Raw genomic sequence first — 14576 nt, forward strand, 5'->3', positions numbered from 1 at the left:
GATATGGATTGTATAGATTCAATGGCAGTGGAAACACCGACCCGGAGACCCCCATGAACCCGATTTCCCGCCGTTCCCTTGGCGTGCTTGCCGCCGCTGCCCTGCTGACGACGTCGCTGTCCGTGTCCTCGGCCTTCAGCGCCGATGTCACGATCAATATCGGCTACCAGCCGATCGTCGAGCCGTCGCGCGTGCCGCAGGCGGATGGCACCTATGAAAAGGCGACCAAGGCCAAGATCAACTGGCAGAAGTTCGACAGCGGCGCGGATGTGATCGCGGCCATCGCGTCGGGTTCGCTCGACATCGGCTATGTCGGCTCCTCGCCGCTCGCCGCCGCCGCCAGCCGCCAGCTGCCGATCGAGACCATCGCGCTGGTCGGCCTGATCAGCGAGGCGGAAGCGCTGGCCGTGCGCGGCATCGACAAGCCGGAGCAACTGGCCGGCAAGAAGATCGCCACCCCCTTCGTCTCGACCGCCCATTACAGCCTGCTGACGGCGCTCAAGCACTGGAACATCGATCCGAAGTCGGTCGAGATCCTCAACCTGCGTCCGCCGGAAATCGCCGCCGCCTGGTCGCGCGGCGATATCGATGGCGCCTATGTCTGGGATCCGGTTCTCTCCGAGATCAAGAAGACCGGCACGGTTCTGGCAACGTCGGCCGATGTTGCCACCTGGGGCGGCCCGACCTTCGATGCCTGGATCGTCAGCAAGAGCTTTGCCGATGCCCATCCCGATCTCGTCGCGACCTTCGTGAAGGTGACGGGTGACGCGACGGCGGCCTACCGCGCCAAGCCGGATGCCTGGTCGGCGACCTCGCCGGAGGCAGAAAAGATCGCCCGCCTCACCGGTGCCAAGCAGGAAGAGGTTCCGGCGCTTCTCAAGGGCTACATCTTCCCGACGCTCGAAGAGCAGGCCGGTGCCGATCTTCTCGGCGGTGGCACGGTGAAGGCCGTTGCGGCGACCTCCGCCTTCCTGAAGGAACAGGGCAAGATCCCGGCCACGCTCGACGACTACAGCGCCTATGTCTCCCCGCGTTGGGTGAAGGACGCCGCCAAGCTCTCCTTCTGACACCGGACAGACACGATGGAAACCGGCGGGCGGCAGCGCGCCGGTTTTCGGCCTCTCGGGCGCGGTTCGATCTGACAGGATCAGATCGGCGCTCCAAGCCCTCATTTTTAAAGCATAATCTTGTCGATCTTCGTTTCACTCCGGTCGGATTATGCTCTCGCCTCGGGAACCGCGACCATGACCAGCCGCCTCACCTTCGATGCCGTCAGCCTCACCTATCCCGGCCGGGACCGTGCAAGCCCTGCCGTTCCTGTCCTGGCGGGGATCGATCTTTCCGTCTCGAGCGGCGAGTTCGTGGTCATCATCGGCCGCTCCGGCTCGGGCAAGACCAGCCTTCTCAATCTCGCGGCCGGCTTCCAGACGCCGACCTCGGGCGCCGTGCTCATCGACGGCCAGCCGGTTTCCGGCCCCGGTGCGGAGCGCGCCGTCGTCTTCCAGGACGATGCGCTCTACCCCTGGCTGACGGCGCGCGACAACATCGCCTTTCCCCTGACGCTGAAGGGCGTGCCGCTTGCCGAGCGCCGCCGGGCGGCCGACGACCTTCTGGTGCGCGTCGGACTGGAAGGGGCCGGCGACCGGCGGATCTGGGAGCTGTCCGGCGGCATGCGCCAGCGGGTCGGCATTGCCCGGGCGCTGGCGGCGGAGCCACGCTTCCTTCTGCTGGACGAGCCGCTGGGCGCGCTGGACGCGCTGACGCGCTCGAAGCTGCAGCTCTTCCTGCTCGACATCTGGAAGACGAGCCGGGCCGGGGCGCTGCTCATCACCCACAGCATCGACGAGGCGCTGCTGCTCGCCACCCGCATCGTCGTGCTGCCGCCGAACCCCGGCCATATCGGCACCATCCTCGAAGCCGGCTTTGCCGGCGAGATCCTCACGGGCGCCGATCCGCGCAAGGTGCGCCAGTCCGCCCTCTTCCGCAGCATGCATGACGGCCTGACTGCGCTGATCCACGACGTCGCCCAGGAGGAGCTCGCCGCATGACCATTCTCGCCGACAGCTACGCGCCCGCGCAGGCATCGAGGACGACCGCCGCCCCGCCGGCCGCAGACGACAGCCGCCCGGCGCTGCGCCGCCGCCTGCGCATCCCGACACTGGCGATCTCCGTGCTGACCGGCCTGGCGCTGGTTGCCGCCTGGTGGCTGGCGGCGGCCTTCGGCGTCGTCTCGCCGGTCTTCCTCCCCTCGCCGGCCGTCGTCGCGGTTTCCTTCGCCAATCTCGTCACGACCGGCTTCGTGGACTCGACCCTTCTCGAACACTTGTCGGCGAGCCTCGGGCGCGTGCTTGCCGCCCTCGGCGTCTCCGTCGCCATCGGCGTGCCCGTCGGGCTTCTGATTGCCATCAGCCGTGTCGGCCGCGGCATTCTCGATCCGATCGTCGAGTTCCTGCGCCCGCTGCCGCCGCTTGCCTATCTGCCGCTCATCATCATCTGGGTCGGGATCGGCGAAGCCTCGAAGGTGACGGTGATCGCGCTCTCCATGCTGCCGCCGATCATCCTGTCGACCAGTGCCGGCGTGCGTGGCGTGCCCAAGGATTTCGTCAATGCCGCCCGCGCCTTCGGGGCAACGCGGGGACAGGTTCTGATCCGGGTGCTTTTGCCAGCCTCGGTGCCCTCCATCCTCACCGGCGTGCGCATCGCGCTCGGAACGGGCTGGTCGACGCTGGTGGCGGCGGAGCTGGTGGCGGCCACGCGCGGCCTCGGTTTCATGATCCAGTCGGCCGCCCAGTTCCTCGTGACCGATATCGTCATTGCCGGCATCGCCGTCATCGCCGTCGTCGCCTTCGCGCTCGAATGGCTGGCGCGCGTCATCGAGCGGCGCTTCGTGCCCTGGGCGGACCCGGCGCGGCAGCGCTGAGACGGGGCACGGGACGGACGATGGAGGACGCGGGACCCCGACGGTTCCGCGTCCTCTGCCCTTTGATCTCCTGTTCTGGCCCGTCTGTCCACATCGACGCAGGCGCGGCGGGCAAAAAATAATCTACTGACCTTGTAGACAATAGAAGTGCGATCCTTCGCCGGCGATGGGCAATTGTCGATACTACCGGCGATCGCAATGGAGCCGCTGCCCATGTCGAAGCCTCCCGAGACTCCCATCGACACCCTGATCCTTCCCGGCCTGAACGGTTCCGGCGACGGTCACTGGCAGGCCCATTGGGCGCGTGACAATCCGGGGGCCAGACTGCTGGTGCAGGAGGACTGGACCTGCCCGCGCCTGGCCGCCTGGGAAAGCCGGCTGGATGCGGCGCTTTCGGCAAGCCAGGGCGTCTGGCTCGTTGCCCACAGCCTCGGCGCGATCCTCGCCGCCAAGCTCGCCGGCCGGCCGTCTGCGGCAAAGGTGCGCGGTGCCCTGCTGGTCGCGCCGTGCGATCTGGAGCGCGTGGAGGCGATGCATCCCTGTATCGTCGATTTCGGCGCGATGCCGACGGGCCGGCTGCCGTTTCCGAGCGTCATCGTTGCGAGCCGCAACGATCCCTATATGAGCTTCGGCGCCTCACGCCGCTTTGCCAGTCTCTGGGGCAGCGATCTCGTCGATCTCGGTGCATGCGGCCACATCAACATCGCCAGCGGCCACGGCCGCTGGCCGCTCGGCTACCACCTGCTGAACAGCGTCAAGACGCGCGAGATCGACCGGCGTCACCAGATGCAGCGGCGCGCGACAGCCCTTCGCCAGCCCGTCGATGCGCTCGCGCCCGGACAGGGCTTGCAGGATCATCGCTGAGGCGGCGCCTCCCCTTCTGACGCTCTGCAGATCGCCCGCCTTTGTCATCCTGCCCCACAAATTGGTTGCGGCGCCCGTCGCGAGACGGGCGCCGCCAGCCTGTTCATCCCTTCGGCTTCGCTGTGCCGCTCAGCTCCAGGCGTGCAGCGGCGGCTTTTCGCCGTTCAGGAAATAGTTGCCGAGGATCGCATATTTCCAGCGGACGGGATCATGCAGCGTGTGGGTGCGGGCATTGCGCCAATGGCGGTCGAGATGGTGCTCGGCGAGCGTGGAGCGCGTGCCGGCGAGTTCGAAGAGCTTGTTCGTCGCGGCAATGGCGATCTCGGTCGAGAGCACCTTGGCCTCGGCGGTGACGATCTGCGCTTCGGCCACCGTTTCCGCATTGGGGTCGAGAATGGCGCGGTCGATGGCGTGTCCCGCCTTTTCGAGCAGGGCCTGGGCGGCATGCAGGCGCAGGGTCAGGTCGCCGACCGCCTGGATCGTGTAGGGATCCTGCCAGGCATGGTCGAGGCCGCTGTCCACCCAGGCGCGGCTCTTGGTGCGCACGAAGGCGATGGTTTCGTCGATGGCGGCCTGGGCAATGCCGGTATCGACGGCGACCTGGATGATCTGGAAGATCGCGCCATCGGCCGTCGGCACCTCGTAGCCCTTGTAGCCCGGGACCAGATGCGTCTTCGGCACGCGCACATTGTTGAGCAGCACCGTACCCGACAGCGTGGTGCGCTGACCGAAGGAAGACCAGTCGTCGATCACGGTCAGGCCCGGCGCGTCGCGCTCGGCGATGGCATACCAGGCGCGGCCCTCGCCATCGAGCGCGACGATCGGGACGAGATGGGCGAGAAGCGCGCCGGAGGAGTAGAATTTCTGGCCGTTGACGATCACGTGATCGCCGTCATCCACGAACTTGGTCTCGAAATCGACGGCGCGCTTGGAGCCGAACTCCGAGAAGGCATTGCCGAAGCGCACACCCTTCAGCACTTCGCCGAAGAGAAGCGTCTTCTGGGCCTCGTCGGAAACGGTGCGGATGGCGGCGACGACGCTGAGATGGTTCTGGGCGATCTGGCCGATGGAGCTGTCGGCGGCCGAGACGATCTCGATCACCTTGGCGAGGGTGGCATAGGAGACTTCCGGGCCGCCATAGGCCTTGGGAACGTTGATCGACCAGAGGCCGCTCTGGGAGAAGGCGTCGAGCTCCTTGACCGGCCAGATGCGGTCACGGTCGCGCTCGGCGGCACCCGGCGCGATCTCCTTGGCGAGCGCCCTGGCAACGGCGATCGCTTCGGCATCGTCGCGGATGATGTGGGCCGGCTCGGTGGGCTTGGGGAAGGCAGGAACACCGCTTGCGGCGTCCTTGGTATTCACGCTGTTCAGGGTCATGGCGTCACTCCTTGGTTGATGTTTCCGGTTTGTCCTTGGGCTGTCACTGGGCCGCGACGATCGCGGGCGCGGCCTTCTGGCCGAGATAGAAGGCGCGGACGTCGCCGCGCGTCCTCAGATCGCGGGCCGTGCCTTCCAGCACCGTCCGGCCGTTTTCGAGGATCACGGCGCGGTCGGCATAGGCGAGCGCGATCGCCGAGTTCTGTTCGGCGACGAGGATGGACAGGCCCTCCTCCGCATTCAGACGGCGCAGCGCGCGGAAAATGTCCTGCACGACGATGGGGGCGAGGCCCATGGAGGGTTCGTCGAGGATGAGAAGACGCGGACGCGACATCAGCGCCCGGCCGATGGCCGTCATCTGCTGTTCGCCGCCGGAGGTGAGGCCGGATGCCGTGCGCCGCTTCTGCTTCAGGCGCGGAAACCAGGTGTAGACCTTCTCCAGATCCTCGGCGATCTCAGAACGGCCGGACCCGCGGCCGAGGCCGCCGGCGACGAGGTTTTCCTCCACCGACAGAGACTTGAAGCAGTGGCGTCCCTCGAGCACCTGCACGAGGCCGGCGCGCACCAGATCCGCCGGGCTGCGCGTCAGCGTCGTCTGGCCCTCATAGTGCACGTCGCCGGCCGTGACCTGGCCGCGCTCGGCCGGCAGCAGGTTGGAGACGGCCTTCAGCGTCGTCGTCTTGCCGGCGCCGTTGCCGCCGAGGATCGCAAGGATCTCGCCCGGCGCGAGCGACAGATCGACCCCTTCGAGCGCGGTGATCGAATGGCTGTAGGTGGCCTTGAGGCCAGTGACAGCGAGAAGCGGACGTTGCCCGGTCATGCCGGCGATCCTTTCCGATGAGCGATGCGACGGGGTGCGTGAAGGAGAGACGGCCGGGCGCCGACGGCGAGGTGAGCTTCGCCGGCGGCACCCGACCGCTGTCCGCGCGAGGGTGTCGTGTCTCCCCGCGCGGAAAGCGACGACATCAGTTGACGACCGCTGCGGCGTCTTCGGCGGTGCGGATCTTGATGCCCTTTTCGGCCGCATAGGCTTCAGAGGACTTCTCGATGATCGGGCGCAGCAGGGCCCAGTCCGGGGCGATCCAGTCGGAGACGACGTTCCACTTCTTCCCGTCCCACTGCTGGAAGGTCACGTAGCCATTGCCCTCGTGATTGTCCCAGGTGACGTTGATGGAGTGGAACAGGTCCTTGGCGCCCAGCGCCTCGACGCGGGCGGGATCGAGCTGAAGGTGCTCGAAGCCCCAGCGGACTTCATCGCCCGTCAGCGTGCGCTTGCCGAACTTCTCCTGCGCGATGCGGATCGCCTCGACGTTCAGGATACCGTTGACGATGCCGAGATTGTGGTAGACCGAGCCGATGCGCTTCTTGTCCTCGAGGTTGCCCTTGCCCTGGTCATAGAGCGTCTTCACGATCTCCTTGACGACGGGATACTCGGCGCCGGAGGCCTGCGTGGTGATGGCGGTGTAGCCCTTGGCGGCATCGCCGGCCGGGATCACGTCTTCCTCGGAGTTCGACCAGACATTGCCGATGATGTGATCGACCGGGAAGCCGGTCTTGGCGGCCGTCTTGAGCGCCACCGGGTTCATCACGCCCCAGCCACGCAGCACGACATAATCGGGCTTGGCGCGGCGGATGGCGAGCCACTGCGACTGCTGCTCGTTGCCGGGATGCGGCACCTCGATCTGCTGCAGCTCGAAGCCGTACTTCTCAGCCAGCAGCTCATAGATCGGGATGGTTTCCTTGCCGTAGGGCGAGCCGTGATAGAGCACGACGATCTTCTTGCCCTTCAGCCCTTCAAGCCCGCCTTCCTTGGAGGCGATGTAGTTCACGATGCCGGAGGTCTCGCTGTAGGGGTTGAGCAGCAGCGGGAAGACGTAGGGGAAGACGCGGCCGTCGGTCGAATCGGTGCGGCCGTGGTTGATGGTGATCAGCGGCACCTTGTCCGCGGTGATGCGGTCGATCATGGCATAGGCGATGCCGACCGACAGCGGGTTCCAGGCGGCGATGCCGGGGTTGCTCTTCAGCCGCTCATAGGCTTCCACGCCGCGCTCCACCTCGTACTGGGTCTCGGCTTCCGACCAGGTGAGCTTCACGCCATTGACGCCGCCGTCGCGGGTGTTGATGAGGTTGAGATAGTCGATGAAGCCGCCGAAGAAGCCCGTGCCGCCGGCCGCATAGGGACCGACACGATAGCTCTGGAGCGGGAAATGCTGCTCGTCGGCGAGCACGGTGGTCGTGGTGCCGGCAAGGGCGGCAAGGCTGATGCCGGTGGCAAGCGCGGCAATCTTGATCTTGGATATCAGGCTCATGGCAGGCAAGGCTCCTCTGTTCGGCAGGCGCGGGATGCGCCGCTGCCGTTGGTTTCTGGGTTTCAGGTCTGTTTTCTGCTGAAGGGGACGCCCTGGGGCACCCCCGGTTTCTCACGCCCGTCTGAAGACGGCCGCAAAGCGTCGCCTGAGCCGGTCGAGGAGGGCCGAGAGGCCATCCGGTTCGAGGATCAGGAAGGAGATGATGAGCACGCCGAGCACGATGCGCTGCGTCATGTCGAGCACGCCGGAGTCGAAGATGTCGCCGAAGACGAAGGCGCCGAGCCGCGACAGGATGAGCGGGAAGACCACGATCAGCGCCGCACCGAGAAAGGCGCCGCGAATGGTGGCGAGACCGCCGATGATGATGATGAAGAGGATCTGGAAGGACCGGTCGAGATTGAAGCCGGCCGGCTCCACCGTGCGCAGATAGGCAAAGGCCCAGAGCGCGCCGGCAACCCCGATGATGAAGGAGGAAACGGCGAAGGCGAGCAGCTTGGTCTTCAGCACCGGCACGCCGATGATGCGGGCCGCCGTTTCGTTGTCGCGCACCGCAATCAGGTTGCTGCCGGTTTGCGACGTCACGAGACGGTAAGCGAGGAAGGTCAGCACGGTGACGATGGTCAGCGCGAAGAGATAGCGGCCGACCGGGCCCTCGAAGGAGATGCCGGCGAGCGAAAGCGGCGGCGCGTCGATGACGCCGGAGGCGGAATTGTTGGAGAACCAGGAAAACTTCGTCAGCACCCACTGCACGAAGAACTGGGCGGCGAGCGTCGATACCGCGAGGTAGAAGCCGCGCAGGCGAAGGCTCGGCAGGCCGAAGACGATGCCGACGGCCGCCGCCGAAAGCCCGGCCAGGATGAGGCTCGCGATCAGCGGCAGGCCCTCGATGCGCAGGTTGAAGTTATAGGCCGCGAAGGCGCCGACGGCCATGAAGGCGGCGGAGCCCAGCGACACCTGCCCGGCATAGCCCGTCAGGATGTTGAGGCCGACCCCGGCGAGGCTGAGCGCCAGGAAGGGCAGAAGCAGCGCCTCGAACACATAGGACGAGCCGATGAAGGGCACGACGCCATAGGCGACGACGAGAAGGGCTGCGACACCGAGCGCCTTCGGCGTGACCGAAAAACCCGCGGCGGACGGAAGGGCAAGCGTGGTGGTGCTCATGGTCACACCCTTTCGACGAGCTTCTGGCCGAAGAGGCCGGAGGGACGGATGAGGAGGAAGGCGAGCGCCACGACATAGGCAAACCAGCCCTCGATGCCGCCTCCGAAATATTCGCCGATATAGACCTCGGCGAGCTTTTCGGAGGCGCCGATCAGCAGGCCGCCGATGATGGCGCCGAGGATGCTGTCGAAGCCGCCGAGCACCAGCACGGGAAGCGCCTTCAGCACCACCAGCGACAGCGAGAACTGCACGCCGAGCCGCGCACCCCACAGAAGGCCGGCAACGAGCGCGATCAGGCCCGCCGCCGCCCAGACGCTGGCCCAGATCCAGGGCAGCTTCAGGCCGACCGCAAGTGCCGCGAGCTGGTCGTCCGCCACGGCGCGGAAGCCGAGACCGATGCGGGTGTAGCGGAAGAAGGCCGAGAGCAGAGCGACCATCAGCGCCGCCGTCAGCGCGGCGAAGACATCGAACTGGCTGATGAATACCCCGGCGACATCATAGGGCACGTCCTCGATGCCGAGTTCCAGCCCGTGCACCTGCGTACCCCACAGAAGCTGCGCGGCCCCCTCGATGATGTAGGACAGGCCGAGCGTGGCCATGAAGAGGGTGATCGGCGGCTTGTTGGTCAGCGGCCTCAGCACCGTGCGCTCGATGGCGATGCCGATCACCACCATGATGGCGAAGGTGACGGCAAAGGCGAGCGCGAAGGGAACGCCGCGCTCCACGAGGCTGACGAAGGTGAGCGCCGCAAAGAGGAGCAGCGCCCCTTGCGAGAAATTCAGCACGCCAGAGGTCTTGTAGATCAGCACGAAGCCGATCGCCACGAGCGAATACATGACGCCCGACAACAGGCCACCGACGAGCACTTCGGTGAAGAACAACCAGTCGAAATCGGCCATCAGATGCCCTCCCCGTCTTCATTTTCAGGCGCCACGCCGAGATAGGCGTCGATGACCTTCTGGTCGGCGGAAATCTCGTCCGGCGTGCCGTCGGCGATCTTGCGGCCGTAGTCGAGCACGGCGATGCTGTCGGAGAGCTCCATGACGACGCCGATATCGTGTTCGATCAGCACGACCGTCAGCCCGAACTCGGTGCGGGCGGCGGCGACGAACTGCGCCAGCTCGTTCTTCTCCGTCGCCGTCATGCCGGCCATGGGTTCGTCGAGCAGCAGGATGCGCGGCTCGGCGGCGAGCGCGCGGGCAAGCTCGATGCGCTTCTGCACGCCGTATGGCAGCGTGCCGGCAAGCCGCTCCGCATAGGCATCGAGATGCAGGAAGCCGATCAGCGCCTTTGCCCGCTCGCGCGCCTCATCCCGCTCCCGCCGCGCGGCCGGCAGGCCGGCGATCTGCGAAAGAAACGAGGTACGGGCGCGGTAGGCGCGTCCGGTCGCGATGTTGTCGATGACGCTCAGGCCCTTGAAGAGCGCGAGATTCTGGAAGGTGCGTGCGATGCCGAGGGCGGCCAGCTTTTCGGTCGGCACGGCCCGGTGCCTTTTGCCGTCGATGGCGACCGTGCCGCGGTCCGGCCGGTAGACGCCGCTGATGATGTTGATCACCGAGCTCTTGCCCGCACCGTTCGGCCCGATGATCGCCTTGATCTCGCCGTGGCGCACCGACAGATCGACGCCGGAAAGGGCCGTGACCCCGCCGAAGGAAAGCGTGACATCCTCAAGCGCCAGCGCCGGATGGCCGGCGCCCGTCACCGGACCGGCGGAGCGTGGCCGGTCATCGCCGTGCTCCACCGGGCGATCGGCCAGATGTTCGGCGATCTCGGGCGGGATCGGCTGGCTGCCGAAGCGCGAAAAGGCATGCTGGGATAGGGTCATCTCTCACTCACCAGTCTGATCCTTGCGAGGGCACTCGCGTGGGGTGTTCGGAAGGTCGCGTGCATCGCCCGGCCGCAGGACCGGGGGGCTTGCCGGCGGCCACGCGCACCCCGTCGCGGCGCCCGGAGACGCCGCGTCCTTCGGAGGATTAAGGGTGCTGTCGCGACCGGTCCTGCGACCTTCGCCCGCTTAGAGCGCTGTTCGATCCGACAGGATCAGATCGGCGCTCTAAGCTCTTTTTGAAAGCATAATCTTGTCGATCCTCGTTTCACTCCGGTCGGATCATGCTCTATTCCGCCGCGATGGCCGCGGGCGTCTCCTGCGCTTCCAGTTCGCGCACCAGCGGGATCACGTGCTCGCCGAAATAGGCGACCTCTTCCTGGAAATGCAGGAAGCCGAGGAGGATCAGGTCGGCGCCGGCGCGCTTCAGCTCCACGATGCGCTCGGCCACCTGGCGCGGCGTGCCGATCAGGTTGGAGCGGAAACCGTCATTGTACTGCACCAGATCCTCGAAGGTGGACTTGGCCCAGTTGCCCTCGCCCTCGGGCGAGGCCTTGCCGGCATTCTTCACCTCGTGGCCGAAGGCATTGACGGCTTCCGGATTGGCCTTGGCGACGATCTCGTCGAGCACGGCGCGGGCCTCTTCCTCGGTTTCGCGCACGATCGCGAAGGCATTGACGCCGACCTTGACGGAATGGCCGTTTTCGCGCGCCTTCTGCCTGATGTCGTCAACCTGCTTGGCAATGCCTTCCGGCGTGTTGCCGTTGGTGAAGTACCAGTCGGAGACGCGGGCCGCCATGTCGCGGGCCGCGCGCGAAGAGCCGCCCTGGAAGATTTCCGGCTGCGGATCGATCGGCTTCGGCTTCAGCGAATAATTGTCGAAGCGGTAGAAATCGCCGCGGAAGGTGAAGCTGTCCTCGGTCCAGATACCGCGCAGCGCGCGGATGAACTCCTCGGAGCGGCGGTAGCGCTCGTCATGGTCCAGCCAGTGCTCGCCGATCGCCTTGAACTCGCCGCGGAACCAGCCGCTGACGACGTTGACGGCGATGCGGCCGTTCGTCAGGTGGTTGATGGTGGCGATCTGCTTGGCCGCGAGCGCCGGGTTCCACGGACCCGGCAGGATGGCGGCGATGATCTTCAGCTTCGTCGTGGCGGCAGCCAGCGCATGGCTGAAGGAGACCGACTCGTGCTGGAACTCCGCGCCGTAACCGGCCGTGAAGCGGATCTGGCTCAGCGCATAGTCGAAGCCCGCCTTTTCGGCGATCTGCGCGAGCTCACGGTTGTAGTCGATCGTCCAGGATGTCCGCTGCTCGATGTTGGAAATCACCAGGCCGCCGGAAACGTTCGGCACCCAGTAGGCAAATTTCACAGCGTTGCTGCTGGTCTCGGTCATGTCAAAGTCTCCCTCTTGAAAGAAAAGTCCGGGCGCCGGCGGTGCCCTGGGTAATCCGGACGCCCGGCGCGATGTGGGTGGCGAGCGCGGCCACCTCGGCGGCTGCCCGCTCGGCGCGCGCCCGGACCTCGTCGTTGATCAGGCTGTAGTCGGCAAAATCGGCCGTCGTCGCATAGACAGAGGTCGGAACGACGATCGACTGGAAGAAGGCAAAGAGCGGCCGCAACTGATGATCGATCATCAGGCCGTGAAGCGGCGTGCCGCCCGTCGCGGCGAGCACGACGACCTTGCCGGCGAGCAGGCGATAATCAACGAGATCGAAGAGATGCTTCAGCGCGCCGGTATAGGAGGCGCGATAGACCGGCGAGCCGACGACCAGCACATCCGCCGCCTCGACGCGATCCACGATGTTGCGGCCCTCGATGTCGAGCGCGTCACTGCGCAGGGCCCGAAAGAGGACAGGCGCCGCCTCCACCAAGTCGATCCGGTCGACCGGCTGCGACAGATTGCGGCCGACGATCTCGGCCAGCAAACCGATGATCACGCCCGTTCTTGACGGGCTGAATGTGCTGCCGTTGATTGCGACGATGTTCATTCTGGCCTCCAGTTAATTTTTATTTTCTATAGTTTTTGTCGATAAACAAAGACGCTTCTCCTAACCTCGCCGTCATCGCGGGACTTTCTTTCCCCCAAAGGTCGCTTTCGACGAAAAACGTCGCCGACTGTCCCGTTTGCGTCGGCGCTGAAACCGTCACCCAGTGACTGGAGGAATCGGCCGTGGATTGGCTGGTTTCCGGAGCGGCTGTCGGGCAGGCGGTTGCCTCGGCCCAAGCGGCGGTGGTGCAGCGTTGCCGCCGTGTCGGCGGTCTGACAGGACGGCCGGGACAGGTGTTTTTCCGCGCCCATGAGCGTCTTGCAATTTGATATCGGTTTTCTTAGGTTGATATCAGTGTAGTCATTTCGCGTGAGGTGATGTCAGTGCCGGCGGTGACCATTCGAAATCTTTCAGAGGAAACGCATCGTGCTTTGCGGGTGCGGGCGGCTCACCATGGCCGAAGCACCGAAGCCGAGATCCGGGACATTCTGGAGGCCGCCGTTCGCCCTGCGCAGCGTATCCGGCTCGGCTCCCTGTTGACCGCTATTGGCCGCGAGGCCGACCTGTCCGACAGCGATGTCGACGCCTTGCAGCAGGGTCGCGACAGGACACCCGCGGAGCCGCTGACCTTCGAATGATCCTGCTGGATACCAATGTCATCTCCGAGCCGTGGAGACCGGTTCCCGACGCGGTGGTCATCGCCTGGCTCGACGCGCAGGCGATCGAGACGCTTTTCCTTTCGACGATAACGATCGCGGAGCTTCGCTTCGGCATTGCTGCCATGCCTGCCGGCAAGCGGCAGACCATCCTTCGCGAGCGCCTTGAAGACGAGGTGCTGCCCCATTTTTCCGGGCGCATCCTGCCCTTCGATCTGGCGTCTTCCCGATCCTATTCCGAACTGATGGCGCGTGGCCGCATGTCCGGGAAAGCGATTGGCGTGGCGGATGGCTATATCGCGGCCACGGCGGCAGCGAACGGCCTGGCGATCGCAACGCGCGACACAGGCCCCTTCGAGGCGGCCGCGCTGAGGGTGATCAATCCCTGGTCCGGCTGACCGCCGCGCATGTCAACGAGGTGGGCCCGGCCATCCGTCCGTCTCCCGCCAACCGGCACGCCGGTGACGCGACGGGGAGGCGCTCCAGTCTGCATCGCAGCGGATGCAGGGCCATCCAGGCCTAGAGCGATTGCGAGACCGTCACATTGTGCTCCGGTCCCAGCCAGGGTGGATTTTCCCGATAGAGTTCCTGCAGCAGCCGCTTGACCAGCTCGACATGGGGCGAGGCATCGCCCGCCCGGTGGCTGAGAACGATCGGAGAGGTTGCCCTGTCGCCTGAGAGAAGGCGGTAGTGCAGGTCGGATCTAAGCTTTCGCGCGGATGATGGCACAATGCAGAGCCCGGCTTCCGCCGCCACAAGGCCGAGCGCCGTCTGGATCTCGCTGACTTCCTGTATGTCGGCCGGCCGGACGTCGCGGTCGAGGAGAATGTTCAAGATCTGGTCGGCAAAGCTCGGCCGTGGCGCGCGCGGGTAGACGATCAGCTTTTCTCCTGTCAGTTCCTCCGGAGAAAGCGGATCGCCCGTCGCGGCGAGGGGAGATCCTTCGGGAATGGCGACGGCGAGCCGCTCTTCACGCAGGACCGTGCTGACGATCGCGGGATCGCTGTGCCGCAATCGGCCGAAGCCCATATCGATCCGCCCTTCCTTCAGGGCGGGAAGCTGGTGGACGGACATCATCTCCAGAAGCTGGATATCGAGCTGCGGTGCCTGATGCCGGAGTTTGCGGACGAGCGCCGGCAGCCCGCCATAGAGCGTGGATGCGACAAAGCCGATCGACATCACGCTGTTCTGGTTGAGGCCCACACGGCGGGTTGCCTCCTTCATCTGCTCGACGCGCCCGAGGATCTGCAGGGACTGCTCGTAGAAGACACGACCGGCCTCCGTCAGGCGAAGCGGGCGACTGGAGCGGATGACGAGTTCGACGCCCAGTTCCGCCTCCAGCAACTGGATCTGCCGGCTCAAGGGCGGCTGTGCGATGTGCAGCAGATCGGCCGCACGCGTGAAATTGCGCTCCCGCGCCACGGCGACAAAGTAGCGAAGCTGTCTGAGATCCATGACCCTCGCCTGTCCTCTCCT

The 14576-nt window shown here is 65.8% G+C and carries 15 protein-coding genes; 6 read left to right on the forward strand and 9 right to left on the reverse strand.

What is annotated here, in order from left to right; all coding sequences use genetic code 11:
- Positions 1–53 precede the first annotated feature (53 nt).
- The 4 genes from tauA (at position 54) to ACED18_RS19060 (ending at position 3784) form a co-directional block, all read left to right on the forward strand.
- Complete coding sequence (gene tauA / locus ACED18_RS19045) at positions 54–1067, forward strand: taurine ABC transporter substrate-binding protein (protein WP_377295210.1); 1014 nt, start codon at positions 54–56, stop codon at positions 1065–1067.
- Between the two features lie 177 nt (positions 1068–1244).
- Complete coding sequence (locus ACED18_RS19050; protein WP_377295211.1) at positions 1245–2048, forward strand: taurine ABC transporter ATP-binding protein; 804 nt, start codon at positions 1245–1247, stop codon at positions 2046–2048.
- On the forward strand, positions 2045–2920 hold the full coding sequence (locus ACED18_RS19055; protein ID WP_377295212.1) for an ABC transporter permease subunit: 876 nt from the start codon (positions 2045–2047) through the stop codon (positions 2918–2920). The genes ACED18_RS19050 and ACED18_RS19055 overlap by 4 nt, the downstream gene beginning before the upstream one ends.
- A 213-nt stretch (positions 2921–3133) precedes the next feature.
- Positions 3134–3784, forward strand: coding sequence for an RBBP9/YdeN family alpha/beta hydrolase (locus ACED18_RS19060; protein ID WP_377295213.1), 651 nt, complete (start codon positions 3134–3136; stop codon positions 3782–3784).
- A 129-nt stretch (positions 3785–3913) separates the two neighbouring features.
- Here ACED18_RS19060 and ACED18_RS19065 read toward each other — a convergent pair whose 3' ends face one another.
- The 8 genes from ACED18_RS19065 to ACED18_RS19100 form a co-directional block, all read right to left on the reverse strand.
- A complete protein-coding gene (locus ACED18_RS19065) occupies positions 3914–5161 on the reverse strand; it encodes an SfnB family sulfur acquisition oxidoreductase (RefSeq protein WP_377295214.1) in 1248 nt (415 codons plus the stop codon).
- Between the two features lie 43 nt (positions 5162–5204).
- On the reverse strand, positions 5205–5981 hold the full coding sequence (locus ACED18_RS19070; RefSeq protein WP_377295215.1) for an ABC transporter ATP-binding protein: 777 nt from the start codon (positions 5979–5981) through the stop codon (positions 5205–5207).
- A gap of 145 nt (positions 5982–6126) precedes the next feature.
- The gene (locus ACED18_RS19075) at positions 6127–7470 is read right to left on the reverse strand and encodes an ABC transporter substrate-binding protein (protein WP_377295216.1); all 1344 of its coding nucleotides are present in this window, start codon (positions 7468–7470) and stop codon (positions 6127–6129) included.
- Between the two features lie 111 nt (positions 7471–7581).
- The gene (locus ACED18_RS19080; protein ID WP_377295217.1) at positions 7582–8631 is read right to left on the reverse strand and encodes a branched-chain amino acid ABC transporter permease; all 1050 of its coding nucleotides are present in this window, start codon (positions 8629–8631) and stop codon (positions 7582–7584) included.
- Between the two features lie 2 nt (positions 8632–8633).
- Positions 8634–9530: a branched-chain amino acid ABC transporter permease gene (locus tag ACED18_RS19085; protein ID WP_377295218.1), complete on the reverse strand. Its 897-nt coding sequence runs from the start codon at positions 9528–9530 to the stop codon at positions 8634–8636.
- Positions 9530–10456 (reverse strand): ABC transporter ATP-binding protein, encoded by a 927-nt coding sequence (locus ACED18_RS19090; protein ID WP_377295219.1) that lies wholly within the window; start codon positions 10454–10456, stop codon positions 9530–9532. The genes ACED18_RS19085 and ACED18_RS19090 overlap by 1 nt, the downstream gene beginning before the upstream one ends.
- A gap of 289 nt (positions 10457–10745) precedes the next feature.
- Positions 10746–11849: a dimethylsulfone monooxygenase SfnG gene (gene sfnG, locus ACED18_RS19095; RefSeq protein ID WP_377295220.1), complete on the reverse strand. Its 1104-nt coding sequence runs from the start codon at positions 11847–11849 to the stop codon at positions 10746–10748.
- 1 nt (position 11850) lies between these two features.
- Entirely contained in the window at positions 11851–12444 is a 594-nt protein-coding gene (locus tag ACED18_RS19100) for an NAD(P)H-dependent oxidoreductase (protein WP_377295221.1), read from the reverse strand.
- Between the two features lie 383 nt (positions 12445–12827).
- Here ACED18_RS19100 and ACED18_RS19105 point away from each other — a divergent pair, with 383 nt between their 5' ends.
- Both ACED18_RS19105 and ACED18_RS19110 read left to right on the forward strand, forming a co-directional pair.
- Positions 12828–13082, forward strand: a complete 255-nt coding sequence (locus ACED18_RS19105) for a plasmid stabilization protein (RefSeq protein WP_377295222.1) — start codon at positions 12828–12830, stop codon at positions 13080–13082.
- A complete protein-coding gene (locus tag ACED18_RS19110) occupies positions 13079–13498 on the forward strand; it encodes a type II toxin-antitoxin system VapC family toxin (RefSeq protein WP_377295223.1) in 420 nt (139 codons plus the stop codon). Before ACED18_RS19105 ends, ACED18_RS19110 begins: the two co-directional genes overlap by 4 nt.
- A 121-nt stretch (positions 13499–13619) precedes the next feature.
- Here the strand turns inward: ACED18_RS19110 and ACED18_RS19115 are convergent, their stop codons facing one another.
- Positions 13620–14555: a LysR family transcriptional regulator gene (locus ACED18_RS19115; RefSeq protein ID WP_377295224.1), complete on the reverse strand. Its 936-nt coding sequence runs from the start codon at positions 14553–14555 to the stop codon at positions 13620–13622.
- Positions 14556–14576: the final 21 nt, after the last annotated feature.

The sequence above is a fragment of the Rhizobium sp. SG2393 genome (genome assembly GCF_042610495.1).
Classification (GTDB): domain Bacteria; phylum Pseudomonadota; class Alphaproteobacteria; order Rhizobiales; family Rhizobiaceae; genus RU20A.